Origin of the sequence: Bifidobacterium sp. CP2, from assembly GCF_018555635.1 — a bacterium.
Classification (GTDB): Bacteria; Actinomycetota; Actinomycetes; order Actinomycetales; family Bifidobacteriaceae; genus Bifidobacterium; species Bifidobacterium saguinibicoloris.
Genome location: NZ_JAFEJX010000005.1, coordinates 24,874 through 50,365 on the forward strand (window position 1 = coordinate 24,874; position 25,492 = coordinate 50,365).

Here is a 25,492-nt window from a genome sequence, read left to right on the forward strand (position 1 = left end):
CGTACGTCGTCGGGCGGGCGGAGCCGGACCGGCGGAACGGGACGTAACGCGAAATCGACGGTCAGGTAAAACTGTTCACATAGTGAAACCCTGCTGGTTTGCTGGAATGGCCGCTCCTAAGTTGTCTGCACAGATCGAGCGATACAAGCCCGATGGAAGACTTCGACATCGAAAGGAGGTTCGCCACGATGACTGGATACACTGCCCACACCACCGCCAACGGTTCCGTTCTGACCGCCGTTGACGTCGCTCTGCTGTCCGCACGAATTATTATCCCGTCTTCGCTGGCGGACTGATTCGAGCGTCCAAGCTTGAGCCCCGCCGGCGAAGGCAGGGCGGAGAGCGGATCCACGTTTCAAGCCCTGCGCAACCGCGGGGCTTTTTCATTGCCCGCCACAAGGTCCACAAGACCACGGCCGGCCGTGAATTCCGCAGTAAAGAGAGAGAAACACCCCAACCCATTTGCAGGAGAACATCCCATGAGTGCAGTCGAGACAACGACTGAGACCGCAGCTGAAGGCAAGCTGCAGGCCATGGCCCGCGATTCCGTCAAGACCGTGATCGCCGCCTCCATGGTCGGAACCGCCATCGAATTCTACGACTTCTACGCCTACGGCACCGCCGCGGCCAACTACTTCCCGCACATCTTCTTCTCCGCGAAGGACAACCCCACCGTCGCGCTGCTGATGAGCCTCCTGACCTTCGCCATCGCGTTCATCGCCCGCCCGCTCGGCTCCCTCGTGTTCGGCCACTTCGGCGACCGCATGGGCCGCAAGACCACGCTGGTCGTCTCCCTGATGACCATGGGCGTCGGCACGTTCCTCATCGGCTGCCTGCCCACCTACGACCAGGCCGGCGTCTTCGCCGTCGCCATCCTGTGCCTCCTGCGCTTCATCCAGGGCATCGGCCTCGGCGGCGAATGGTCCGGCGCGGCCCTGGTCGCCACGGAGAACGCCCCGGAGAACAAGCGCGCCCTGTACGGCTCCTTCCCGGAGCTCGGCGCCCCGATCGGCTTCTTCCTGTCCAACGGCACCTACTTCCTGCTTGAGACGTTCAACGACTCCGACGCCATGCTCGCCTGGGGCTGGCGCGTGCCGTTCCTGCTCTCCGCCGTGCTCGTGATCGTCGGCCTCGTCGTGCGAGTCCACATGGAGGAGACCCCGATCTTCCGCATGGCCCAGGAGAAGAAGCAGGTCGTCAAGGCCCCGATCGTCGAGGTCTTCCGCAAGAGCTGGAAGCAGGTCCTGCAGGCCACCTTCCTCGTGGCCGTCACCTACACGCTGTTCTACACGCTCGCCACCTGGTCCCTCGCATGGGGCACCAAGGAGCAGGGCGAAGGCGGCGGTGGCCTCGGCTTCACCAACCAGGAATACCTGCTCATGCTCATGATCGCCATCTGCGTGTTCGCCGCGTTCATCGTGATCTCCTGCGTCAACGCCGATAAGTGGGGCCGCAAGCGCGTGATCATCACCTCGTCCGTGCTGCTCGTCGTGTTCGCCGCGCTGTTCCCGTTCCTGCTCAACGGCCAGATCGTCGGCCAGCGCAACTTCTTCGCCAACATGGTGTTCCTGTGCGTCGGCTTCGCCCTCATGGGCACCGCGTTCGGCCCGATTGGCGCGTTCCTGCCCGAGCTGTTCGACGCCAACGTCCGCTACTCCGGCTCCGGCATCGGCTACAACCTCGCCGCTATCGTCGGCGCGGCCTTCGTGCCGACCATCGCCACCTGGCTGAGCGCGCACTTCGGCGTGCATTCCGTGGGCCTGTACCTCGGCGTGATGGCCGTGTGCTGCCTCGTCGCCGTGCTCTCCTGCCGGGAGACTAAGGACGTGGACTTCACCAAGTAAAGTCCACGGCAGGTTTCTGCCGAACCGCGACTTCACCAAGTGACGGCCTTCGGGTCGCCGCACCGACTACGGCTGGGACGTTCGGAACTGTCGGAACGTTGGGACGCTCGGAACGTTGGGACGCTCGGAACGTTGGAAAACAGCCGAATCTTCCAGCCGTAGTCCCCTCAGATTTCATAACTGAAAAACGCAACTCAATATTTGGACGTGGGGGACCACGTCACCCACTGCGGGACTAGAAATAGACCCCAGTGATCGATGACTTTCAACGCCAAGGGACACAATCCTTTCCCGCCGAAGGCCGTCAGCAATCTCACCGATTGTCGGACGTGCAGTTTTCGTTCGGCATACCGAACAACATAAAGGAGTGCCAATCATGGCAGCAACTATCTGGTACGAGAAGGACGCCGATCTGTCCGTGTTCGATGGCAAGAAGGTCGCCATCCTCGGTTACGGCTCCCAGGGCCACGCCCACGCGCTGAACCTGCGCGACTCCGGCGTCGACGTCGTCGTCGGCCTGCGTCCGACCTCCAAGTCCGTCGAGTTCGCCAAGGAGCAGGGCCTCGAAGTCAAGTCCGTGCCGGAAGCCGTCGCCGAGGCCGACGTCGTCATGATCCTGCTGCCTGACCAGTACCAGGCCGCCGTGTACAAGAACGACGTCGAGCCGAACCTGAAGCCGGGCGCCGCCCTGGCCTTCGCCCACGGCTTCAACATCCACTACGGCTACATCAAGCCGTCCGAGGATCACCCGGTCTTCATGGTCGCCCCGAAGGGCCCGGGCCACATCGTGCGTCGTGAGTACGCCGCCGGCCGTGGCGTCCCGGTGGTCGTCGCCGTCGAGCAGGATCCGGATGGCAAGACCTGGCCGCTGTGCCTCGCCTACGCGAAGGCCCTCGGCGCCCTGCGCGCCGGCGCCATCAAGACCACCTTCACCGAGGAGACCGAGACCGATCTGTTCGGCGAGCAGGACGTCCTCATGGGTGGCATCAACCACCTGTGCGACATGGGCTTCGACGTGCTGACCGAGGCCGGCTACCAGCCGGAGATCGCCTACTTCGAGGTGTTCCACGAGCTGAAGATGCTGGTCGACCTGGCCAACGAGGGTGGCCTGAACAAGGCCCGTTGGTCCTGCTCCGACACCGCCCAGTACGGCGACTACACCTCCACGGTCATCACCGAGGAGACCAAGAAGCGCATGCAGTACCAGCTCAAGCGCATCCAGGACGGCTCCTTCGCCAAGGAGTTCATGGATGATCAGGCCGCCGGCGCCCCGAAGTTCAAGAAGCTGCAGGAGGAGTTCTCCCACCCGCACCTCGAGACCGTCGGCCCGAAGCTGCGCGCCATGTTCTCCTGGAACAACGGCCCGGCCAAGGATCAGGACGAGGCTGAGTCCTTCAACGGCAAGATCGCTCGTACCCAGGTCCAGTGATGTGGGCGCGGTCCTGAGCTTGACCGCGTGAGCGACGATTGCATCGTTGTGTCGAAACCGCCATTCCGTGTGCATCTGTGCATCACGGGGTGGCGGTTTTCGTTTGTCCTTGTCCGGCTTCGGTCGTCTTGGACCGGCCGGTTTCGTTTATCTGGACCGGCCGGCTTCGTTCGTCCTGGTCTGGCTGGCGCGTCCACGATTCGGTTCGCAAAGGCGGAATTCGGCCCACGTTATGGACGGACAGGCGGCGACGAGGGCATCATCTGTAGGATAAGTCACAGTTCCGAGGACACAATCCTCAACGCTGGGCGCCATCCCGCCGCCGCAAGGCAATCAATTGGAGCGGACGGAATCGGGTGCCAAACGCGCGCAATGCGCAACCACAACAACACCGTGTGCCGGCTCGTGCGGAACGTACGTCACGGGCGGTACGCAAGTACAAGGAGTGCTACATGGCTGCACAGATCTGGTATGAAAACGACGGCGATCTCTCCGTGCTCGAAGGCAAGAAGGTCGCCATCATCGGCTACGGCTCTCAGGGCCACGCCCACGCGCTGAACCTGCGCGACTCCGGCGTCGACGTCGTCGTCGGCCTGCGTCCGACCTCCAAGTCCGTGGACTTCGCGAAGGAGCAGGGCCTCGAAGTCAAGTCCGTGCCGGAAGCCGCCGCCGAGGCCGACGTCATCATGATCCTCGCGCCCGACCAGTACCAGCGCAACATCTGGAAGGACGACATCGAGCCGAACATCAAGCCGGGCGCGGCCGTCGCGTTCGCCCACGGCTTCAACATCCACTACGGCTACATCAAGCCGTCCGAGGACCACCCGGTCTTCATGGTCGCCCCGAAGGGCCCGGGCCACATCGTGCGTCGTGAGTACGCCGCCGGCCGTGGCGTCCCGGTCGTGGTGGCCGTCGAGCAGGACCCGCGCGGCGACGGCTGGGCCCTGACCCTCGCCTACGCGAAGGCCCTCGGCGCTCTGCGCGCCGGCGCCATCAAGACCACCTTCAAGGAGGAGACCGAGACCGATCTCTTCGGCGAGCAGAACGTCCTCATGGGCGGCGTGAACAAGCTCGTCGAGATGGGCTTCGAGGTCCTCACCGACGCCGGCTACCAGCCGGAGATCGCCTACTTCGAGGTCTGCCACGAGCTCAAGATGCTCGTCGACCTCATGAACGAGGGCGGCCTGAACAAGGCCCGTTGGTCCTGCTCCGACACCGCCCAGTACGGCGACTACACCAACACCGTCATCAACGAGGACTGCCGTCAGCGCATGGAGTACCACCTGGGCCGTATCCAGGACGGCTCCTTCGCCAAGGAGTTCATCGACGATCAGGACGCCGGTGCCCCGCACTTCAAGGAGCTGCAGGAGAAGTACTCCAACGAGCGCATCGAGACCGTCGGCCCGAAGCTGCGCGCCATGTTCTCCTGGAACAAGGACGGCGTCAAGGACGCCGACGAGGCCAACTCCTTCACCGGCAAGATCGCCCGTGCCCAGGTGCAGTGAGACGGTTTCGGCTTCGTTCCGGTTTCGGTTTCGGCTTCGACCGTGAGACCGCTGGACTGAGCTGAGCCCGTTACGTAACGTGAAAACCGCCGCCCGGATTCGTCCGGAGCGGCGGTTTTCGCATTCGTGGGCGATGTCGCCCGTGCGCAGGCCTTACTTCCGCGCCTGGGTGAGCTGATACGCGACGAACAGGATCGCCAGCCAGATTACGCCGGCAATCACGGCCACGCGGTAGCTGGGGGAGAAGCACATGAGCACCACCACCAGCGCCAGGAACGCGAGCACCACCCACGGGGTCACGCGTGCGAACGGCAGCTTGAAGTGGATGGCGTCCAGCGCCTCCGAACCCGACAGCCCGGCCAGCGCCGTATCCGCGGGAGCCCCGCCGGCGGCGACCACGCGGCGGAACTTCATCTCGGTGATCATGATCATCGTCCAGTTGATGATGCCCGCGATCGTCGCAATGGACATCAGATAGTTGAACGCGAACTCGGGCCACACGAACACGACGACCACGGCGATCGCGGTGATCACCGCGGAGGTGAGCACGCCCGCCACCGGCACGCCATGCTTGTTCAGGCGGCCGAGGTACGCGGGCGCGTTGCCCTGTTTGGCCAGCGAGTACAGCATGCGCGAGTTGGCGTACAGACCGGAGTTGTACACGCTCATCACGGCGGTGAGGCACACGAAGTTGAGGATGCCGGCGGCCGCATGCACGCCCACGGAGTCGAAGATCTGCACGAACGGGCTGGACTTGCCGTCGATCTGGTCCCACGGCACCACGGCCATGATCACGCCGAGCGCGCCGATGTAGAACACGAGGATACGCCAGATGATGTCGTTGGTGGCGCGCGGGATCGTGGTCTTCGGATCCTCGGTCTCGCCCGCGGTGATGCCGATGAGTTCGGTGCCGCCGAAGCTGAACATCACGACGACGAGCGCCATGAGCAGGCCGGTCCACGAGCCGTCGGACGCGCGTCCCATGAGTCCGTGCGGGAAGAAGCCGCCGTCCACGGCGAACCAGTTCGCGAAGGTCGCCTTCGCGCCGGAATCGGTGGGCAGAGCGAACACGATGACCGCGAGACCGCCGAGGATCATCGCGATGACGGCCACGATTTTGATGATTGCGAACCAGAATTCGAATTCGCCGAACTTGGAGACGCCCAGCAGGTTGGCCGCGCAGATCACCACGAGGAACACGGCGGCGGACACCCACGTCGGAATGGCCGGGAACCAGTAGTTCACGAACGAGCCGACCACGGCGAGCTCCACCATGGAGACGAGGATGTAGTTGAACCAGTAGTTCCATCCGGAGATGAACCCGGCGCGCTTCGACCAGTATCGCGTGGCGTAGTAGCTGAATGCGCCCGCCTTCGGGTCTTCGACCGACATTTCGGACAGTGCGCGCACGATCATGAAGATCGCGAGGCCGCCGATGAGGTAGGCGAGCAGGATGGACGGTCCGGCCAGCGCGATCGATTCGCTCGAGCCGTAGAACAGGCCCGTGCCGATGGCGCCGCCCAGTGCGATGAGCTGGATGTGGCGGTTCTTCAGCGATTTGCGCAACGTCGCCGGCACCGGCACGTCGTCGGTTTCGCGCGGCTTCTTGGCCGTGTTTTCGGAAGCCATGACTTCTCTCTCTTGTTCGTTCCGATATGACGCACGTCCGGCGGGAATCCCGTGCGGGCGCGATGGACGGTATTGTATGCCCGTCCGATTGCGGTTCGCGCGGTCGTCCCACGGTGAGGTGAGGGACGGCGTCCGATGCCGTCCGTCCGATACCGTCCGATGACGCCGTGAGCGTTTCGCCCGTCCGATACCCAGCGAGATGGAGTTAAATGGGAGAAGGAGGCGATGGTTCGACGGCGAACCGTGTGGGCCGTGGACGGCAGGCCGATGGAACGGCCGCGAACCGTCGCGATGACAGATGCGATTGGCGAGGTGAGCGACATGGCGTACATCGAATTCGACGACGTGGTCAAAGAGTATCCAACCGGCGGCGGCAAGCCGATCCGCGCGCTCGACGGCGCGAGCTTCACGGCCGACGAGGGCGAGCTGACCGTGATCCTCGGCCAGTCCGGCGCCGGCAAGACCACGGCCCTGAACATTCTGGGCGGTATGGATACGGCCACGTCGGGCCGTGTGGTGGTCGGCGGACGCGACATCACGGACCTCAGGAAACGCGATCTCATCACGTACCGGCGCAACGACATCGGCTTCGTGTTCCAGTTCTACAATCTCGTGCCCAACCTGACGGCCCTCGAGAACGTGGAGTTGGCGAGCCAGATCTGCCCGGACCATTTCGACCCGGCGGAGACGCTGCGCAAGGTCGGGTTGGGGGAGCGGCTTGACAATTTCCCGGCCCAGTTGAGCGGCGGCGAGCAGCAGCGCGTGTCCATTGCCCGCGCGATCGCGAAGAAGCCGAAGCTGCTGCTGTGCGACGAGCCGACCGGCGCGCTCGACTACGAGACCGGCAAGGAGGTGCTGACGCTCCTGCAGGACATCTGCCGCACACAAGGCATGACGGTCCTCATCATCACGCACAACTCCGCGCTCGCCCCGATGGCGCACAAGGTGGTCCACTTCCGTTCCGGCCGCGTCATGAGCGCCGAGACGAACGCGCATCCCACGCCCATCGCTGACATCGAATGGTGAGGGGCGGTGCATGGCGATGTCCGGAAGACATTCGGTGAAGCACCAACGCCGCGAGGCGCGGCGGCTCACACGCGGGGCGGGGCGCACGTCCCGTGAGACGTTCCGCGCTGCCGTTACAGGGACGACCTCGGACCCTGGAGGTTGGGAGACGGCGGAGCCCTCCCTCCGAGGGAAGCCGTCCGTGAAGCGGTCCGGGAGCGGCCTCTCCCGTGCGTTCGTCAAGGACATGACGCGCTGTTGGCTGCGTTCGTGGAAGCGGTTCGTCTCGATCGCGGTGATCTCGCTGTTGGGCGTGGCCGTGCTCACCGGCATCTATGCCGGGTGCCGTGACATGTTCCTCGGCGCCGACCGCTTCTACGATGCGCAAGGCCTGCGTGACATCCAAGTCGTTTCGACGCTCGGTCTGACCGACGACGACGTGGCCGCCCTGCGTGCGGTCGACGGTGTGGAGGCGGCGCAGGGTGTGCGCAGTCGTTCGGTCAAGGTGCCGATCGACGGCGCGGAGAAGACCGTGACGGTCACCGGAATCGCCGATGCGCCCGGTTCCGGTTCGTCCGGTTCGTCCGTCGCGTCCGATTCTGCAGGTTCGGTCGTTTTGCCGGGTTCCCGGAGTTCCGTGGCGTCCGATTCTATAGAATCGGATGTTTCGTCGGGTTCCGGCGGGCCTGTTTCGTCCGATTCTATAGAATCGGTCGTTTCGTCGGGTTTCAGCGGGTCCCCTGCATCCGATTCTATAGGTTCGGACGTTGCGTCCGTGTTGGAGGCCTTCGTTTCGTCCGATTCTATAGAATCGGGTGTTTCTCCCGTATCCGGTGCGTCTGTTTCGTCCGAAACTATAGGTTCGGACGTTTCGTCGGGTTCCGGCGGGTCCCCTGCATCCGATTCCGCCGGTTCGGGTGCGCTCGACCGCCCGTATCTTGTGTCCGGCCGCATGCCCGCGAAGTCCGGCGAGATCGCCGTCACGCGCAAGTTTCTGATGGACAGCGGCCGCAAGGTGGGCGACGTCCTCACCGTCACGCCCGCCTCCTCGCCCGATTCTGTAGGTTCGGACGTTTCATCCGCGTCTGGTAGGTCCGTTTCGTCCGATTCTATAGAATCTGGTGTTTCGTCGGGTTCTGAGAGCCTTGTTCCGTCCGATTCTATAGATTCGGTCGTTAGGGCGGCGTCCGATGCGCTGGATGTATCCGATTCTGTAGGTTCGGACGTTTCGTCCGTGTCGGGGGCCTTCGTTTCGTCCGATTCTATAGAATCGGGTGTTCCTCCCGTGTCTGGTGGGGCTGCGGCGTCCGATTCTATAGAATCGGACATTTCGTCCGTGCCCGACGAGTCCGTTTCGTCCGGTTCGTCCGACTCCGCCGTGAAGCTCACCATCACCGGCGAGGTGCTCGACCCGGACGACCTGAGCAACCCGGACGGCATCGGCAGCGAGGCGTTCCGGCAGAACGCGGCCGCCGACTACGTGTTCTTCGCGCCGTCCGCCAGTCTGACCGACGGCGTGCTCGCCGACGCTTCGTCCGGCGACGTCTACACGTCCATCAGCCTGACCGTCGCCGGCGCCAAGGCCGAGGACACGTTCTCCGACCGGTATGACGACACCGTCAAGACCGTCGCCGACCGCATCGCGGACACCATCCAGGCCAAGCGGCAGAAGGCCCGTCGCCAACAGCTCGTCGACGAGGCGAAACAGAAGATCGAGGACGCCCGCAAGGAGGCGGACGCCAAGTTCGCCGAAGCCCAGACCCAGCTCGACCAACAGCGCGACCAGTTCAACCAACAGGTCGACGCCCTCGCCGCCCAAGCCCTGCGCTCACGGTCCGCCGCCGCGTCCGCCGGCCGCGCCGCCGCAACCCCAACCTCCGCGTCCGCAACCGCAACCACCGCCATCACCCCCGAACTCCGCCAGACCATCATCAGCCAAAGCCCGCAGCTCCAACAGGCGCAGACGCAACTCGACCAGGCGCAATCGGACCTCGATGCGCAGAAGGCCGAAACCACGCAACAGTTGGACGAACAGGCCGAACAAGTCGAAAAGAACATACCGCAGGCCCGCTGGTACGTGCGCACGCGCTCCGCGATCGGCGGCTTCAGCCAACTCAAATCGGACGTGAGCTCCATCGAATCGATCGGACGCGCGTTCCCGGTGGTGTTCCTCACCGTCGCCGTGCTGATGAGCCTGACCGCCATGACCCGCATGGTGGAGGAGGAACGCGGCCTCATCGGCACGTACGTGGGCCTCGGCTACGGGTCGGCCGCAATCGCCGCACGCTACGTGCTGTTCGCCGCGCTCGCATGCCTGATCGGCGGCGGACTGGGTCTGCTCGCCGGATTCCTCGGCATCCCCGCGTTCCTGCTCGTCGTGCTCAACGGCCTGTACACGGTGCCGGGTGTCGGCCTCGAATACGACTGGCTGTACGGTTCGGCCGGCATCGCCCTGTTCGTCGTGGGCGTCACCGCCGCGACCGTCGTGGCGTGCGCGGGCGAGCTCAGGCAGACGCCGGCCGCGCTGATGCGTCCGAAGGCGCCGAAGGCCGGCACGCGCGTCCTGCTGGAACGCATCCGCCCGCTGTGGCGACGCATGGGCTTCCTCAACAAGGTGACGGTGCGCAACATCATGCGCTTCAAGTCGCGTCTCGTCATGACGGTCGGCGGCGTGGCAGGCTGCACCGCGCTCATCGTGTGCGGCCTCGCGATCAACGACAGCGTCGACGCGATCCCCGCCCGCCAGTACCAGGACATCTACCAGTACGACCTGATGGTCGTCACCGACCACGACGACCTCGCCGCCGTCGAACAACGCCTGCGCGACGACGGCCGGCTCGCCGGCGACGTGACGTCCGCCCGCGTCGAAAGCGGCGAGATGACGAACGCCGACGACGAATCGACCACCGTGCAGCTCGTCACCGTGCCGCACGCGGCCGACGTGACGCACATCGCCGCGTTGCGCGACGTCGACGGTGGCACGACGATCCGATTGACGGACGCGGACGACGCCGGCGTCGTCGTCTCGCGCAGCGCCGCCAACGCGTTGGGCGTCACGGCGGGCGACAAGGTCGAGTTGCGTAACGGCGATTCGGCGCGCGCCACGGCGCGCGTGCGGGCGGTCAGCGAGTCCGTCATCGGTTCCGACCTGTACCTGACGACCGCGTACTACCGTGCGCTGTTCGGCGAGGACGGTGCGGACGGCACCGAATCGGACGGCGTCGAACTCAACGCGGTCTACGCGAACCTCAAAGGCTCGGCGGACGGCCAGATCGCCTACGCGGCGAAACTGGGGCGCGACGCGAAGATCCTGAGCGCCGTCAGCACCGCGAAACTCGAACGCAGCTTCGAATTCACACTCATGGGCGCGGTGGTCGCGCTCATCGTGGGGCTGGCCGGCGGGCTCGCACTCGTCGTGCTGTTCACGCTCGCGAACACGAACGTGTCCGAACGCGTACGCGAGATGGCCACGTTCAAGGTCCTCGGCTTCTACGACCGCGAAGTGCACGTCTACGTGAACAAGGAGATGCTCGTCCTCACGGGCGTCGGCATCCTGGCCGGACTGCCGCTCGGCAGGTGGGTGGGCGGACTGCTCACCGCCGCGCTCGCCATGCCCGGCATGTACTTCGAGGTCCACGTGCATCCCACGAGCTATCTCATCGCCGCCGCCGTCACCCTCGCGTTCGCGCTGCTCGTCCAACTGCTCACCAACCCGGTGCTCGACCGCATCGACCCCGCGGTATCGCTGAAAAGCGTGGAGTAGGCGAAGCGGGAAGCGGACGTGGACGTGGACGTGGACGTGGACGTGGACGTGGACGTGGACGGGGCGGGTGTGGATGTGGGCGTGGTCGGACGTGGGCGTGGGCGGGACAGCGTGGAAGTCGTCGCAAGCGGGAAGTCGCAAAGCATGAGGCAGCCTCTTCCCTACGAAACAAACGCAAGGTAAACTCGCCGACTATGTCTGACGAGAAGAGCACAAGCAGTATGGGCGCGGCCGGCGCGCCCGGCAGCAGTAACGCCGGCGATCCCGCCACCGCCGCATCCGCCACCTCCACCTTGGAGTCCGTCGAGTCCCTCGACCAGGCCAACGAGATGGACCGTGGCCTCAACAACCGCCACGTGCAGTTCATTGCCATCGGCGGCACCATCGGCACCGGCCTGTTCCTGGGCTCCGGCAAGTCGATCGCGCTGACCGGTCCGAGCATCGTGTTCGTGTACATCGGCGTCGGCCTTGTGATGTTCATGCTCATGCGCGCCATCGGCGAAATGATGTACCGCGACCCCAGCCAGCACACGTTCATCAACTTCATCACCCGGTATCTGGGCAACGGATGGGGCAAATTCGCCGGATGGTCGTACTGGATCGTGCTCGTGCTCATCGGCATGACGGAGATCACCGCCGTGTCCACGTATTTCATCACGTTCTTCAACACGTTCGGCATCGACCTGACGCCATGGAAATGGCTCATCGAGCTGGTGTTCCTCGTAGCGCTCGCCACCATCAACCTGGTGGCGGTGAAGGCGTTCGGCGAGGCGGAGTTCTGGTTCTCGATGATCAAGATCACGCTGATTTGCGCGATGATCGTCACCGCCGTGGTGATGGTGGTGATCGGATACCATTACAACGCCGTGCAGATCCCCGGCCATGACGGCGTCTCGCCAGCCGGCTCCGCAAGCCTCGCCAACCTGTTCGACAACTTCTCGATCGCGCCGAACGGCTGGCTGGCGTTCCTGATGAGCTTCCAGATGGTGTTCTTCGCCTATGAGGCCATCGAGTTCGTGGGCGTGACCGTCTCCGAGACGCAGAATCCGCGCAAGGTGCTGCCGAAGGCGATCAACGAGATCATCATGCGCATCCTCATCTTCTACGTGGGTGCGCTGCTGGCCATCATGTGCATCGTGCCGTGGACGTCGTTCCAGCCGAACAAGGACGGCTCGTTCGCGTCTCCGTTCATCATGGTGTTCCAGTATGCGGGGCTGAACTGGGCGTCCGCACTGGTGTTCTTCGTGGTGATCACGGCCGCGTCCTCGTCGCTCAACTCGCTGCTGTACTCCGCCGGCCGCCACCTCTACCAGCTGGCGAGCGAATCCGAATCGCCCGTGTTCTCGAAGATCGGCGTGGTGTCGAAGCGCCGTGTGCCGGCTCGCGCGATCCTCATCTCGGCGGCGTGCGTGCTCATGTCGCCCGTCATCAACGCGTTCCCGCAGGTGCACAGCGCGTTCGTGCTGTTCTCGTCCGCCTCGTCCGCGGTGATCATCTTCATCTACATCCTGACGATGCTCGCGCATCAGAAGTACCGTCGGTCCGCCGACTTCATCGGCGATGGCTTCGTGATGCCCGCGTACAAGTTCACGAACACCTTCGCGATCGTGTTCTTCGTGTTCATCTATGTGACGTTGTTCCTCGCGGACGACACCATCGGCTCCGGCGTCGCCGGGCTGGTGTGGCTGGCGGTGTTCGGCGGATACTGTCTGCTCCATGACCGCTTCCAGAACCGCGATCTCAAGGCCGCGCTGCGCGGGTAGGCTGCGTTGGGCGCCGGTCGCTCGTCGTTGGGCTGACGGTTCGCGGTTGGCTGACGCGCGGTTGGTGGTTGGCTGACGGTCGCGGTTGGTGGTTGGTGGCCGTTAGTCGCGGTGGGGTTGGCGCTGCTGCGACATTCGGCCTCTGGGGGTTGATCAGCGGCCGCTTGCCGCGGTGGAGGACTGTTGGCCGCGACCATCGGCCGCTGAGAGGTGCTGGGCGGCCGTTAGTCGCGATGGCCTTGGTGCTGATGCGATATTCGGCCTCTGGGGATTAGCCAGCGGCCGTTTGTCGCGGCCGGGGACTTGTTGACCGCGACTTTCGGCCGCTAAACGGTGCTGGGCGGCCGATTGCCGCGGTGGAGTTGTCTCTGTCGCGATATTCGGCCTTTGGGGGTTGCCCAGCGGTCGCTTGTCGCGGTGGCCGCGGTGTTGTCGCGATTATCGGCCGCTGCCCCCGCTGCCCCTGTTACACCTGTAAAGACACGAAAACCTAAGATCCCGCCGTGTGCGGGCATCTTAGGTTCCTTCGATGATGCGGCTCGCCGTGTTGCGCCGTGGCGTCCTGCGGCAGCCCGATGTTCGATTATGCGGCGTTCGACGTCGCCATGTACGTTGCCGGTGGCCTCGCTGAAGTCCCGGGACTCGCCTTCCGGCGTCGATGCCTCCGCGGTGTCCGCGTCGTCATTGCGTGGGCCGGCGAGATGGAACGGCGTCAGCAGGTGGCGAGGTGCCGTGCCGGGCGTGCGCTGGGTGTGACGTATTGCAGCGTGCCGTGCACGAGTGCCGATGTGAAGTGTGCGTTGCACATACCCGCCTCTTGGGCTTCGTGGGTGCATCCTGCTATGCAGCAAATATTCCGTTCCATGGTTCCCTTCCCCTCCTTGGGTACGTAGGCTTCCGTGCCGTACGTGGAATTCAGTGTACGCCGTTGGGGTCCTGAAGACTAGGGGCTGCAAGGGGGTTTCGAGGTTTTGTAAGGTAAATCACACCATTCTACGTGTGCCGCGCTGAAAAGTGTGCTCTTCTATGTGCTGAAACGCTCATGCCATGTTCAATTTCGGTTATTTGTGATTGTTTTCGCCGATTGTGATGCGATGGAGGGTTTCGGGTGTCGCGATCGGTCGAGGCGTCCGCCGGATAGGGGGAGGGCTGGTGGCGACGTGTCCGATGCGGGGCGGTGCATCGTACCTTTCGCGGCCCGGGGAGTGGTATGCAATCATGATTGCAGTGGTGAAGCCGTTGCGTACCAGGAATTCGTGGTATGTGATGCGGTTCCGGGCCCTTTCCCCGTCGTGTACCAATCGCTCTGCGAGGGGCGTGTCGTACTGGTTTTCCGGGAACGTTGGAATTTCAAGCTTTCCGAGGGGTCTGCGAATGGGTCGCAAGCGGATTGGGGGCGGTATTGGCGTTGAGTACCACGGGACGCTGGTACGTAACCATGTGATTGGCCATTTCGACGTTGCGTACCGCCGATTCCTGTCATACAGCCGTGCGCTTGGCCGTTTTCGGTGTTGTGCACCACTGGCTTCCGGTATGCAGACGGGGTTGGGGGAGGTTCTGGTGTTGCGTACCGCGGGGCGCTGGCGCGCAACTGTGCGGCTGGGCGTTATGACGTTGCGCGCCACTGATTCCCGGTGCGTAGTTGGATCGGAGTGTCTGGTTTCAGCGGATGGTCGACGCATGTCTCGGGGCACGGTTGACGGGTCGAAGGTGGTTTTGACGTTGTGTGCCACGGGGCCGTGGTGTTGTTGCCGATGTGGCGTGATGTTGCAGATGCTTGCGTTGGTTGGGGTTGTGACGGTTGGGGTTGCGTTGGTTGGGGTTGTGCCGATGGGTGACGGCTGCATGGCGACGTTGCCGTCGCCGGGTGATGCGGTCGGCGGGGCGTATCGGTTGGAGTGGTTCTGGGTGATGTGGTCGGCGGAGCGCATCGGGCGGAGTGGTTTTGGGCGGTGTGGTCGGCGGAGGGCCTCCGGTGGCGCCGTAAGCGGTTTCATGGTATCCTTAATCGCTAACGGAATGTTTGCGTAAACATTTCAGTCCGCCGGATGAAGGAGCCGGCGGCATCGCCTTGGAGGACAGCGACGTCAACGCGCGATGTAGCGAGACGGAGTTGCAGGAAAAGGCGACAGGAGAACAACTAAGGAGACACATGAAAGTCCTGGGCAAATCGCTCGCCGCAATGGTCGCGGCGGCAACGCTGCTAGGGGGAGGAACGCTCGCTGCGACCAGCACGGCCTACGCCGCTGATAACGCAACCGTCGTCACGCCGAACCCCTGGTACGCCAACTCGTTCGACGGCTGGGGCACCTCGCTCGCCTGGTTCGCCAACGCCACCGGCAATCTGGGCGAGGAAGGCTCGATCACCACCAACCTCGGCGACGACGCCTCCAAGGCCAAGGCCCTCGAATACGGCAAGCAGCTGCGCGAGCAGTTCTACCAGTCCATCTTCGGTTCCGACGGCCTCGACCTCAACATGGCCCGCTACAACGTGGGCGGCGGCAACGCCTCCGATGTGGCCTACGGCTACCCGTTCATGCGTCAGGGCGCCGCCGTGCCCGGCACATGGAAGGATGACGCCGACGGCTCGAAGAACGTCTACGGCAACGGCGTCACCACCAAGCAGGCCGACAAGGACAAGCTCGCCGCCGCCTTCGACCCGACCGACGACAGCCAGTACGACTTCAGCAAGTCCTCCGCCCAGGACTGGTGGATCACCCGCGGCGCCACCGGCGACAACCCGGACATCACCGACGTCGAGGCGTTCGCCAACTCCGCGCCGTGGTTCCTCACCAACAGCGGCTACGCCACCGGCGGCTACAACTCCGGCAGCAACAACCTCGCCAACCCGGAGAAGTTCGCCCAGTACATGGCCAAGAACGTCGAACACCTCGAAAGCCTCGGCACGAACGTCGACACCGTCGAACCGTTCAACGAATCCGAGACCAGCTACTGGGGCACTCCGAGCAAGAAGGCCTCCGACTACACCGATGAGAGCAACGCCGACATCAAGCCCCACGCTCAGCTCATCAACAACTACTGGGACAAGTACTACTCCGACAAGGACAAGACCGTCACGCCGTACTCCAACGCGCTGAAGAAGCCGCAGGAGGGCATGCACGTCAACAACGCCGAGCAGCAGGCCACCATCAAGGCCCTGTCCGAGGCGCTCAAGGGCAATGCGGACACCATCATCTCCGCCACCGACGCCACCAACTCTTCCGACTTCGTCAAGTCGTACAACCAGTATCCGCAGGACGTCAAGGACCTCGTAGGCCAGTACAACGTGCACGCCTACTCCACCGGCAATCAGCTGCGCGCCCGCGACATCGCCCAGGCCGACGGCAAGAAGCTCTCCATGAGCGAGGTCGACGGCTCTTGGCAGTCCGGCTCCTACAACCCGTACGGCTTCGATAACGCGCTCGGCATGATGAGCTACATCAGCGCCAACGTGACCCGCCTGCAGTCCAAGGACTTCACCTTCTGGCAGGTCGTCGAAGACCTCTACAACATGCAGGAAGGCTCCAACGTCAACCCGGCCGGCGAGAACACCAACTGGGGCACCGTGCTCATGGACTTCGACTGCACCGTGGCCGGCGCCGACGGCAAACTCTACTCCGAGCGCCGCGTCAACAACAACGGCGGCAAGACCGACGGCCTCCAGCCCTGCACCGTCATCGCCAACGCGAAGTACAACGGCGTCAAGGCCATCACGCGCTTCATCCACGCCGGTGACAAGATCGTCGCCAACAACGACGAATACAACACGATGACCGCCACCTCCACCGGCGCCGACGGCGCCGAGACGCAGACCATCGTGCACCGCAACTCCGGCAAGACCGCCCAGACGTTCGTCATCGACCTCTCCAAGTACGGCGAGATCGCCGACGACGCCTCCGGCGACCTGTACCTCACCACCGAAACCTCCGACGCCGACAAGAGCGCCGGAGTCGACGCCGCCACGCCGGAAGTCTTCGCCAAGACCAGCAACGTCAAGCAGGCCGCGGGCGCCGTCGTCATCGACAAGGCCGCCAAGACCGCCACCGTGACGGTCCCGGCCCGCTCCATCGCCTCCATCTAGCTCAAGGGCGTCAGCGGCATCGCCAAGGACGCCGGCGTGCAGTCCGGCAAGACGTACCAGCTCGTCGGCACCCAGTCCGGCAAGACGCTGACCGCCACCGCCTCCGGCGACTCCGCCCTCTCCATCGCGGACACCGCCGAAACCCTCGCCGACGCGAAGAAGCAGGCCTGGACGTTCACCCAGATCGACCAGACCGGTACCGAACGCCCCGACCTCAAGGCGTACGTCATCACCAACGGCGAAGGAAAGGTGCTCGTCTCCAAGAACGGCACCAACGCGTTCAGCGACGAATCGGTCGAAGACGCCAAGAGCGACCCGGCCGCCAAGTGGATCCTCAACACGTCCGACGGCGCAACCTACCAGCTGCTCAACGCGGCCGCCAAGCAGAACCTCGACGTCGACGGCTCCGGCACCAAGGCCGGGACCAAGGTGGGCCTGTACACCTCGGCAAGCGGCGAAACCCCGTCCGCCAACCAGACGTGGACCCTGCGCGACGGCACGCCCACCGGCGCCAAGGCCGTCAACGTGCAGACCGCCGTCGGCGCCGCGCCCACCCTGCCCGATGAGGCGACCCTCTACTACGCGTGGGGCGAAGGCCAGGCCTCCGTCTCCGATTGGGACACCTCCAAGGTGGACGTCGCCGTCGAAGGCACCTACGAGGCCACCGGCACCGCCAAGGACCTGTTCGGCAACGAATACCCCGTCACCGCCAAGGTGTACGTCGGCCCCTACACCGTGACCGACCCCGTGTCCGCCACCGTGCTCGTCGGATCCGACGCCGCCACCGCCGAAACGGCCATCAACGCCGCCAAGGTGTACGCGCACGTCAAGGCATCGCCCGCCTTCCAGGTGGACGCCGCCAGCGTCAAGTGGGACTTCGCCGGCCTTGAGGCCAAACTCAAGGACGCCAAGGCAGGCGACGCCATCGCCATCGAAGGCACCGCCGCCGGCCTCCCCGCCAAGGCCACCCTGTACGTCACCGGAGCCAACCCGGAGAACGTGGCCGACTCCGCCTCCAACCTGACCGTCACCGGCCAGCAGACGGAATACAACAAGGGCGACCAGTGGAAGAAGCTCACCGACGGCGACACGTCCGCCGAAGCGTGGATCACGTGGAACTCGAAGAACGACTGGTCGGTCCAACCCACCGCCACCGTGAACTTCGGTTCCGAGCGTGAGGTCGCCGGACTCACCATCACCTACGGCGACCACGTCCCGGCCTCCGCCAAGGCGGAATACACCACCGACGGCACCACGTGGAAGCAGTTCGGCTCCGAAGTCAAGCCCGAAGCCGGCCAGACCGTCACGTTCACGCCCGAAGGCGGCTCCCTCAAGGCCACCCAGGTGCGCATCGTCAACACGCAAGGCAACGACTACATGGTCGCCACCGAACTCGAGGCCTACGTGGTCCCGGTCGTCGGCGGCGTCAAGAACATCGCGGCCGCAAGCGGCACGAACTTCAGCGTGAACTTCCAGGAGGGCAACTCCTCCTCCAACGCCATCGACGGCAAAACCAAGGACAAGGGCTGGAGCACGTGGGCATCCACCGCCTCCACCATCGACCCCGTCGCCACGTTCACCTTCGACAAGGCCCGCACCATCACCGAAGTGAAGACCTTCTTCTACCGTGACGGCCGCGCCTCCTGGCCGAAGAGCCAGACGCTCGAATACCAGGACGAGAACGGCACGTGGAAGACCGTCGACACCAAGACCGGCTGGTACACGCAGCCCTCCGCCGCCGACAACGACAGCTCCACCGACGCCGACACCCCGACCGTCGACTTCGTCCTCGACACCCCGGTCACGGCCAAGGCCATCCGCCTCACCAACACGCTGCAGGACACCAAGGTGTACATCAACGTGGCCGAGATCCAGGTGTTCGCCAAGGACGACACCGTCCTCACCGCGAAGCCGGCTGCCGACGCCACGCTCGGCGACCTGCGCCTCGACGGCGAGACCATCGACGGCTTCGACCCGGCCAAGACCGACTACACCGTCGACCTGCCGTACGACGCCGAAACCAACCCGGTGCTCCAGGCCTTCGCCGCGGACAACGCCGCCACCGTCAAGGTGACCGGCGAGGCGGTCAAGGACGGCGCGCTCGGCGGCAAGGACGTCATCGACGTGACCTCCGCCGACGGCACCGCCACGAAGACCTACACGGTCACGTACAACGCCGCCGCGCTCGCCGCCCTCAAGGTGACCGGGCCTGCGAAGACCACGTACGAGATCGGCGACAAGCTCGACCTCAAGGGTCTCACGGTCACCGCCGTCTACAAGATCGGCGACAAGACGGTCCACGAGGAGAAGCTCGCCCAGGCCACGGATGGTTCGGACGGAACGGACGGCGGCGCTGACGGCTACGTCGTCTCCGGCTTCGACTCCACCACCGCCGGCAAGAAGACCGTCACCGTCTCCTACCGCGGCGTGTCCGCCACGTTCGACGTGACCGTCAAGGCCACGTCCGTCGCGCCCGGCCCCGAGCAGCAGCCTGGTCCGGGTGAGGGCAACGGCAACGGTTCCGGCGACAAGGGCGACGGCAAGAAGCCCGGCTCCGGCAGCGGCGTGCTGTCCAAGACCGGTTCCGCCGTGGCGGCGTTCGCCGCCGTGGCCGCGGTCATGACGCTCGCCGGCGCCACCGCGCTCATGCTGCGCAAGCGCCGCAGCTGAGCCGCCCGGTCCGCGATGCTCTCGCATGGCGGAGGGGTGTCCGATCGGACCGCTGCAATGAATCGTCGGGTGCGACATCTCCTTTCCGCATCCGGCACGGTTGAAGGGCCGTCGTCTCCGATTCGTTCGGAGGCGGCGGCCCTCGCCGTTTGTGCGGGGTGGGTCTGCTGTTGTGTGAGGGCCCGGAGTGTGGGTGAGGTGTGGTTCCGTGTTCCGGCCCGTGGGCGATTGGTCCGGAGTGTGTGAGAGGTCCGGTTCTGAGTTCCGGCCCGAGGTCGATTGGTCCGGAACATCTGTGAGGCTTGATTCCGTGTTCCGGTGGCACGGTTCGTGGACCCGGAGTGCGTGTGGGGCCTGTTTTCGCGTTCCGGTCCATGGGTGGTTGGTCCGGAATGATGTGGAGGTGCGATTTCGCGTTCCGGTGGCGTGGTTCGTGAGCCCGGAGTGCGTGTGAGGCCTGTTTTTCGTGTTCCGGCCCAGGTCCGTGTGGTCCGGAGTGGCGTGGAGGTGCGATTTCGCGTTCCGGTGGCGTGGTTCGTGGTTTGGAGTGGCCCCGGAGTGTGTGTGGGCCCCGTTCTCGCGTTCCAGCCCAAGGCCGCGCGTCCCGGAGCGGCTGGAAGGCCTGTTCTCGCGTTCCGGTGGCACGGTTCGTGGCCCCGGAGTGTGTGTGGGGTCTGTTTTCGTGTTCCGGTCCACGACCGTGTGGTCCGGAGTCTGTGGACGGCCCGGTTTTGTGTTCCGGTGGCAGGGTTCGTGGCTCGGAGTGGCCCCGGAGTGTGTGTGGGCCCCGTTCTCGCGTTCCAGCCCAAGGCCGCGCGTCCCGGAGCGGCTGGAAGGCCTGTTCTCGCGTTCCGGTCCATGGGAGATTGGTCCGGAGTGTGGGTGTGCTCCGATTCCGCGTTCCGGTGGCGTGGTTCGTGGCCCCGGAGTGTGTGTGAGGTCTGTTTTCGTGTTCCGGTCCACGACCGCGTGGTCCGGAGCGGCTGGAAGGCCTGTTCTCGCGTTCCGGTGGCACGGTTCGGTTCCGTGTGCGGCTCCGGAACGTGTTGGTGGTCCGATTTTTCGTTCCGGTCCATGGGCGCTTGGTCCGGAGTGTGGGTGTGCTCCGATTCCGCGTTCCGGTGGCACGGTTCGTGAGCCCGGAGTGTGTGAGAGCCTCGGTGCCGCGTTGCGGCCCAAGGTCGCGCGTCCCGGAGTGATCAGGAGGCCCGATTCTGTGTTCCGGTGGCATCGGCTGTGGTTGGAGTGTGCCGCGTGTTGTGCATTGCCGATGCGCAGACCGGCTGATGCGGTTGGCTGATGCGGTTGGGGCAGCAGCCCTGTTTGCGTTGACACGCATATTTCGTGGTTACCGATGAGGGTTTTGATGGTAGAATGAAGGGCAACATTATGTTTGCGATAACATCGCGAATATGATGCGGGCCGAGAAGGACGGCCCGAACGGAGGGACATGTCGGCGACGGACGCCTGTAAGCAGTGATGCGACGTCATGCAACGGATGCAGGTCCCTCCACCCATCAAGGAAGGAATCACACAGCAATGACACAACCACAACCACATCGGGCAGGGGCGTTGCTCGCGGCCATCGCCGCGGCGGCGACGCTCCTGACATGCGGACTGGCCGCCACGGGTGCCACCGCGGCGGGCGTCGACTATCTGCCCACCATCGATCAGGTGCCCACCTACACCAGCTTCCAGCCCACGGCCGATCCCGGCACCGGCTCAAACACCTACTTCCAGCCCTACTGGTACGCCAAGAACGCCGACGACAACGGCGGCACCCACATCCAGGCGCACGGCGGACAGGTCGTCAAGGTGGGTGACGCCTACTACTGGTACGGCGAAGACCGCTCCAACGGCTACGACAACAGCCCCGGCGTCCACGCCTACATGTCCAAGGACCTCTACAACTGGACCGACCTCGGCGTCGCCCTCAAGGCCGTCACCAGCAAGGCTCAGCTGACGGACAAGACCAACAAGGACTTCGCCTACTTCGACAAGGCGTACCATCTCACCAAGTCGGACGGCAGCGTCGACACCGCCAAGGCGGACGCCATCTTCCCCTACCTCAACACCAACCCTGACCAGGACGGCGACGGCGTGAAGGACAGCGTCCAGGCGATCTTCGAACGTCCGAAGATTATCTACAACGAGAAGAACAAGCAATACGTGCTCTGGTGGCACTCCGACGGCAGCACCACGCCCGGCGGCTCCAACTACGCGCGCGCCCTCGCCGGCGTGGCCGTCTCGGACAATCCGGCAGGCCCCTTCACCATGGTGGGCGCCTACCGCCTGCCCAACCAGAACAACTGGAAGCAGGCGGCCGGTAATCCCGACTGGGGTGAGAACGGCGACAGCCGTGACATGACCGTCTTCGTCGACCCCAAGGACCGGAACGCCTACGTGGTGTACTCCACCGAGGCCAACCACTCGCTGTACGTCGCCAAACTCAACGACGACTACACCAACGTGGTCAAGACCACCACCGAGGACCAGTCCGAAGGCAAGAAGCAATACTCCGCCGACGGCCAATACCCGTACATCCTGGCCGACGGCAAGCCCGGCGCGCCCGTGCGCGGCGAGGACTTCCAGATCATCAGCCAGAACGGCAGCCTCGAGGCGTCGGCCGTCTTCCAATATGACGGACGCTACAACGTCATCGCCTCCGGCACCACCGGCTGGAGCCCCAACAAGCAGACCTACTACACCGCCAGCTCCATGCTCGGCACGTGGATCCGCGGCGTCGAAAAGAACGACGCCAACGAGACCACATGGTTCAACAGTATGCCCGAAGGCTCCGATGGCCTGCTTTCGGTGAACGACGCCCGCGGCACCACGTTCGGATCGCAGACCGCCAGCGTGCTCGCCGTCGACCAGGCCAAAGGCCACTTCATCTACCTCGGCGACCGCTGGGACGACGGCAAGGCCGACTCCACGTACGTCTGGCTGCCGCTCACCATCGGCGAGAACGAGACCATCGAAATGCACAACCCGGCGCAGGAGGACCTGCCCAACGGATGGGGCCTCGACTACTGGGACAACCACGGCGGAACCAAGGGGAGCGTCGTCTACTGGAAGGTGAACGACGACCTGCCCGAAAGCGTCTCCACCGGCGGCACCGTCACCCTGCCCGCCGAAGTCGACGTGACCGAAGGCAAGGCGTCGGACGCCACGACCGCCAAGACCAAGGTGACGTGGAACGTCGAAGGCGGCACCGCCGTCGACGGCAAGGCGAACACCTACGCGTTCAACGTGCCCGGCACCTACACCCTCACCGGAACCCTCGCCGAGGACGCGAACTTCAACCCCGGACGCACGTTCCGCCGCCAGATCACCGTCTCCTGCTCCACCCCCGTCTCCGGCGCGTGGAAGGAAGCCCACTGGAAGGGCGGCAGCGCCTGCAAGGTCGCCGCCTCCAACGGCGCCTACGACTTCACCGTCACCGCCAACGCCGATCGCGGCGTGTGGACCGACCGCAACGAAGGCAGCACCGTCTACCAGCCCGACGCGCTCGAAACCGGCGACACGCTCGTCACCACCGTCAAGCCGCTCGACCTGGGCGGCAACGGCGATCCGCGCGCCGGCCTCATCGTGCGCAACAGCCTCGGCTCCGCCAACGGCGGCAAGGGCTACGCGACCCTCCTCGCCAGTCCGAGCGGCATCTACATGCAATACGACTCCAACGGCGACGGCTACATCGACACCGAAACCACGCACGTCGCCGCCGACAACGGCTTCGACGCCACCCACAGCGTCCAGCTCAAGCTGGAACGCACCGGCGCCGACACCATCAAGGGCTACTGGCGCGCCGGTGACGCGGCCGCCGACGCCGCATGGAACGACGTCGCCACGGTGACCCTCACCGGCGCCGACGCCACCGGACTCGACGCCGGCGTGTTCGCCACCTCCAACAGCAACGTCGGACCGCTCACCGTCGCGTTCAACGGCACCGCGTTCGGCGCGCAGACCGCCGCCGTCAAATCCATCAAGGCCGAAGGCCCCGCCGGCACCATCGCCAAGGGCCAGAGCCTCGACACCAAGGATGTGACCGTCACCGCCACGCTCGCCAACGGCAGGACCCGCGTGCTCGACCCGAGCGAATACACGCTCGAAGGCTTCGACACCGCCAAGCTCGGCAAGCAGGACGTCACCGTCAAACTCGCCGCCGACCCCACGATCACCGCCACGGTGACCGTGACCGTCGAAAGCGACCTGGCGCGCCTCTACTGCTCCACCGCAGCGGCCTCCAAGTACGAGCCGGCCAGCAGCTGGGCCTCCGCCTCGCTGCCGAGCCTCACCTGCGACAATGACCCCGCCACCAACTGGTCCAACTGGGGCACCGGCGACACCACGCCGTGGCTCAGCTACACGTTCGGCGGCAAGGCCTACCAGCTCGGCACGCTCACGTTCACCGTCGACAAGGCCAAGGGCGAGGCCGCGCCGAAGAGCTTCACCGTCTCCTACCTGCCCGCCGACGCCGCGTCCGACGGCACGTCCGGTGACGCGTCCGACGCGTGGGTGGATGCGTCCGACGCCCAGGTGCCGGCCGTGACCGTGGACACCGCCGCCGGGGCCTCCACCGAGGTGGACCTGAGCAACCTGCCCGCCGTCAAGGGCGTGCGCCTCAACCTCACCTACGCGGACGGCAACGACTACGCGAAGGTCGCCGAAGTGAAGATCGCCGAGCGTGAAAACGCCACGCCCGCGCCCTCAAGCAACGCCGACCTCGCCGACCTGACCGTCGACGGCACGACCGTGCCCGGCTTCACCGCCGGCACCACCGAGTATGACGGCTCCGCGCTGCTCGCCGGCGACGCCACCGCCTACCCGAAGGTCGAAGCCAAGGCCGCCGACGCGGACAAGGCGAAGGTCACGGTCGAACAGGCCGACGTGGACAACGGCGGCAAGGCCACCGTGACCGTCATCGCCGAAGACGGCACCGTCAAGACGTACACGGTGACGTTCGGCGAACTGCCGAAGCTCGCCGCGCTCGACGTGGACGTCACCAAGACCACCTATCAGGAGGGCGACGCGTTCGACCCGACCGGCGTCAAGGTGACCGCCGTGTACAAGGTCGGCGACAAGGAGACCGCGCGCAAGTTCATCGCCTCCGACGACAAGGACCTCGCGTTCACCGGCTTCGACTCCGCCGCTTCGGGCACGAAGACCGTCACCGTCTCCTACCGCGGCGTGACCGCCACGTTCGACGTGACCGTCGTGGCCAAGGGCTCCGGCTCTGGTGAGGGGACGGGCGATGGCGGCAAGGGCGAGGGTACGGACAACGGCGGCAAGCCGGAGTCTAAGCCCGAAACCAAGCCGTCCGGCAAGAAGCCGGGCGCCGGCGTGGGCGCTGGTTCAGGTGCTCCGGGCGCGTTGTCCAGGACCGGCGCGTCCGTCGCCGGCGTCGCCGGTGTGGTCGCGCTGCTTGCGGCCGCGGCCGGCGCGGTGACCATCGCCCGCAAGCGCAAGGCGTGACGGTTCCGCATGATTGCGTGACCGCCGCGTCTGACGGCGGACCGCCGCCGCAGTGAAACGTCGGGTGCGACATCTCCTTTCCGCATCCGGCACGGTTGAAGGGCCGTCGTCTCCGATTCGTTCGGAGGCGGCGGCCCTCGCCGTTGTTGCGGGCGGGGTTGCTGTTGTGTGAGGCTGCTGTTGTGTGTGTTGTGTGGGTCTGCCGTTGTGCGTGGCCCTGGAGTGCGTGTGGGGCCTGTTTTCGCGTTCCGGCCCATGGGTGGTTGGTCCGGAATGATGTGGAGGTGCGATTTCGCGTTCCGGTGGCATGGTTTGTGGTTCGGGGTGG

Annotated in this window: 10 protein-coding genes; 9 read left to right on the forward strand and 1 reads right to left on the reverse strand. The window is 65.0% G+C overall.

Annotation, left to right across the window (positions count from 1 at the left end; translation table 11 throughout):
* The first annotated feature begins 479 nt into the window (after nucleotides 1–479).
* The 3 genes from JS531_RS05085 to ilvC (JS531_RS05095) all read left to right on the forward strand — a co-directional run bounded on the left by JS531_RS05085 (nucleotide 480) and on the right by ilvC (JS531_RS05095) (nucleotide 4,778).
* Nucleotides 480–1,844 carry an MFS transporter gene (locus JS531_RS05085; RefSeq protein ID WP_214313619.1) on the forward strand — a complete coding sequence of 455 codons (1,365 nt, stop codon included), beginning with the start codon at nucleotides 480–482 and terminating at the stop codon, nucleotides 1,842–1,844.
* Between the two features lie 376 nt (nucleotides 1,845–2,220).
* On the forward strand, nucleotides 2,221–3,273 hold the full coding sequence (gene ilvC, locus JS531_RS05090) for a ketol-acid reductoisomerase (RefSeq protein ID WP_214313621.1): 1,053 nt from the start codon (nucleotides 2,221–2,223) through the stop codon (nucleotides 3,271–3,273).
* 452 nt (nucleotides 3,274–3,725) lie between these two features.
* Nucleotides 3,726–4,778 carry a ketol-acid reductoisomerase gene (ilvC, locus tag JS531_RS05095; protein WP_214313630.1) on the forward strand — a complete coding sequence of 351 codons (1,053 nt, stop codon included), beginning with the start codon at nucleotides 3,726–3,728 and terminating at the stop codon, nucleotides 4,776–4,778.
* A 153-nt stretch (nucleotides 4,779–4,931) separates the two neighbouring features.
* Here the strand turns inward: ilvC (JS531_RS05095) and JS531_RS05100 are convergent, their stop codons facing one another.
* Nucleotides 4,932–6,407, reverse strand: coding sequence for an amino acid permease (locus JS531_RS05100; protein WP_214313632.1), 1,476 nt, complete (start codon nucleotides 6,405–6,407; stop codon nucleotides 4,932–4,934).
* A gap of 321 nt (nucleotides 6,408–6,728) precedes the next feature.
* On the opposite strand from JS531_RS05100, the gene JS531_RS05105 reads away from it, so the two are divergent.
* The 6 genes from JS531_RS05105 to JS531_RS05125 all read left to right on the forward strand — a co-directional run bounded on the left by JS531_RS05105 (nucleotide 6,729) and on the right by JS531_RS05125 (nucleotide 25,164).
* Nucleotides 6,729–7,433 (forward strand): ABC transporter ATP-binding protein, encoded by a 705-nt coding sequence (locus JS531_RS05105; RefSeq protein WP_214313909.1) that lies wholly within the window; start codon nucleotides 6,729–6,731, stop codon nucleotides 7,431–7,433.
* 226 nt (nucleotides 7,434–7,659) lie between these two features.
* Complete coding sequence (locus JS531_RS05110) at nucleotides 7,660–11,175, forward strand: FtsX-like permease family protein (RefSeq protein WP_240542061.1); 3,516 nt, start codon at nucleotides 7,660–7,662, stop codon at nucleotides 11,173–11,175.
* Between the two features lie 221 nt (nucleotides 11,176–11,396).
* Entirely contained in the window at nucleotides 11,397–12,938 is a 1,542-nt protein-coding gene (locus JS531_RS05115; RefSeq protein ID WP_240542062.1) for an amino acid permease, read from the forward strand.
* Nucleotides 12,939–15,090: 2,152 nt separating this feature from the next.
* Nucleotides 15,091–17,019 carry a glycoside hydrolase gene (locus JS531_RS11020; protein WP_240542046.1) on the forward strand — a complete coding sequence of 643 codons (1,929 nt, stop codon included), beginning with the start codon at nucleotides 15,091–15,093 and terminating at the stop codon, nucleotides 17,017–17,019.
* Nucleotides 17,020–17,055: 36 nt separating this feature from the next.
* On the forward strand, nucleotides 17,056–19,689 hold the full coding sequence (locus JS531_RS11025; protein WP_346427760.1) for a discoidin domain-containing protein: 2,634 nt from the start codon (nucleotides 17,056–17,058) through the stop codon (nucleotides 19,687–19,689).
* Nucleotides 19,690–21,228: 1,539 nt separating this feature from the next.
* Nucleotides 21,229–25,164 (forward strand): bacterial Ig-like domain-containing protein, encoded by a 3,936-nt coding sequence (locus tag JS531_RS05125; protein WP_214313651.1) that lies wholly within the window; start codon nucleotides 21,229–21,231, stop codon nucleotides 25,162–25,164.
* Nucleotides 25,165–25,492 lie beyond the last annotated feature (328 nt).

Bases quoted from the DNA above. Each gene is read 5' to 3' on its own strand.
- JS531_RS05125 (WP_214313651.1), top strand. From the start codon at position 21,229: ATGACACAACCACAACCACATCGGGCAGGGGCGTTGCTCGCGGCCATC.
- JS531_RS05085 (WP_214313619.1), top strand. From the start codon at position 480: ATGAGTGCAGTCGAGACAACGACTGAGACCGCAGCTGAAGGCAAGCTG.
- ilvC (WP_214313621.1), top strand. From the start codon at position 2,221: ATGGCAGCAACTATCTGGTACGAGAAGGACGCCGATCTGTCCGTGTTC.
- JS531_RS05110 (WP_240542061.1), top strand. From the start codon at position 7,660: ATGACGCGCTGTTGGCTGCGTTCGTGGAAGCGGTTCGTCTCGATCGCG.
- ilvC (WP_214313630.1), top strand. From the start codon at position 3,726: ATGGCTGCACAGATCTGGTATGAAAACGACGGCGATCTCTCCGTGCTC.
- JS531_RS11020 (WP_240542046.1), top strand. From the start codon at position 15,091: ATGAAAGTCCTGGGCAAATCGCTCGCCGCAATGGTCGCGGCGGCAACG.
- JS531_RS05105 (WP_214313909.1), top strand. From the start codon at position 6,729: ATGGCGTACATCGAATTCGACGACGTGGTCAAAGAGTATCCAACCGGC.
- JS531_RS05115 (WP_240542062.1), top strand. From the start codon at position 11,397: ATGGGCGCGGCCGGCGCGCCCGGCAGCAGTAACGCCGGCGATCCCGCC.
- JS531_RS05100 (WP_214313632.1), bottom strand. From the start codon at position 6,407: ATGGCTTCCGAAAACACGGCCAAGAAGCCGCGCGAAACCGACGACGTG.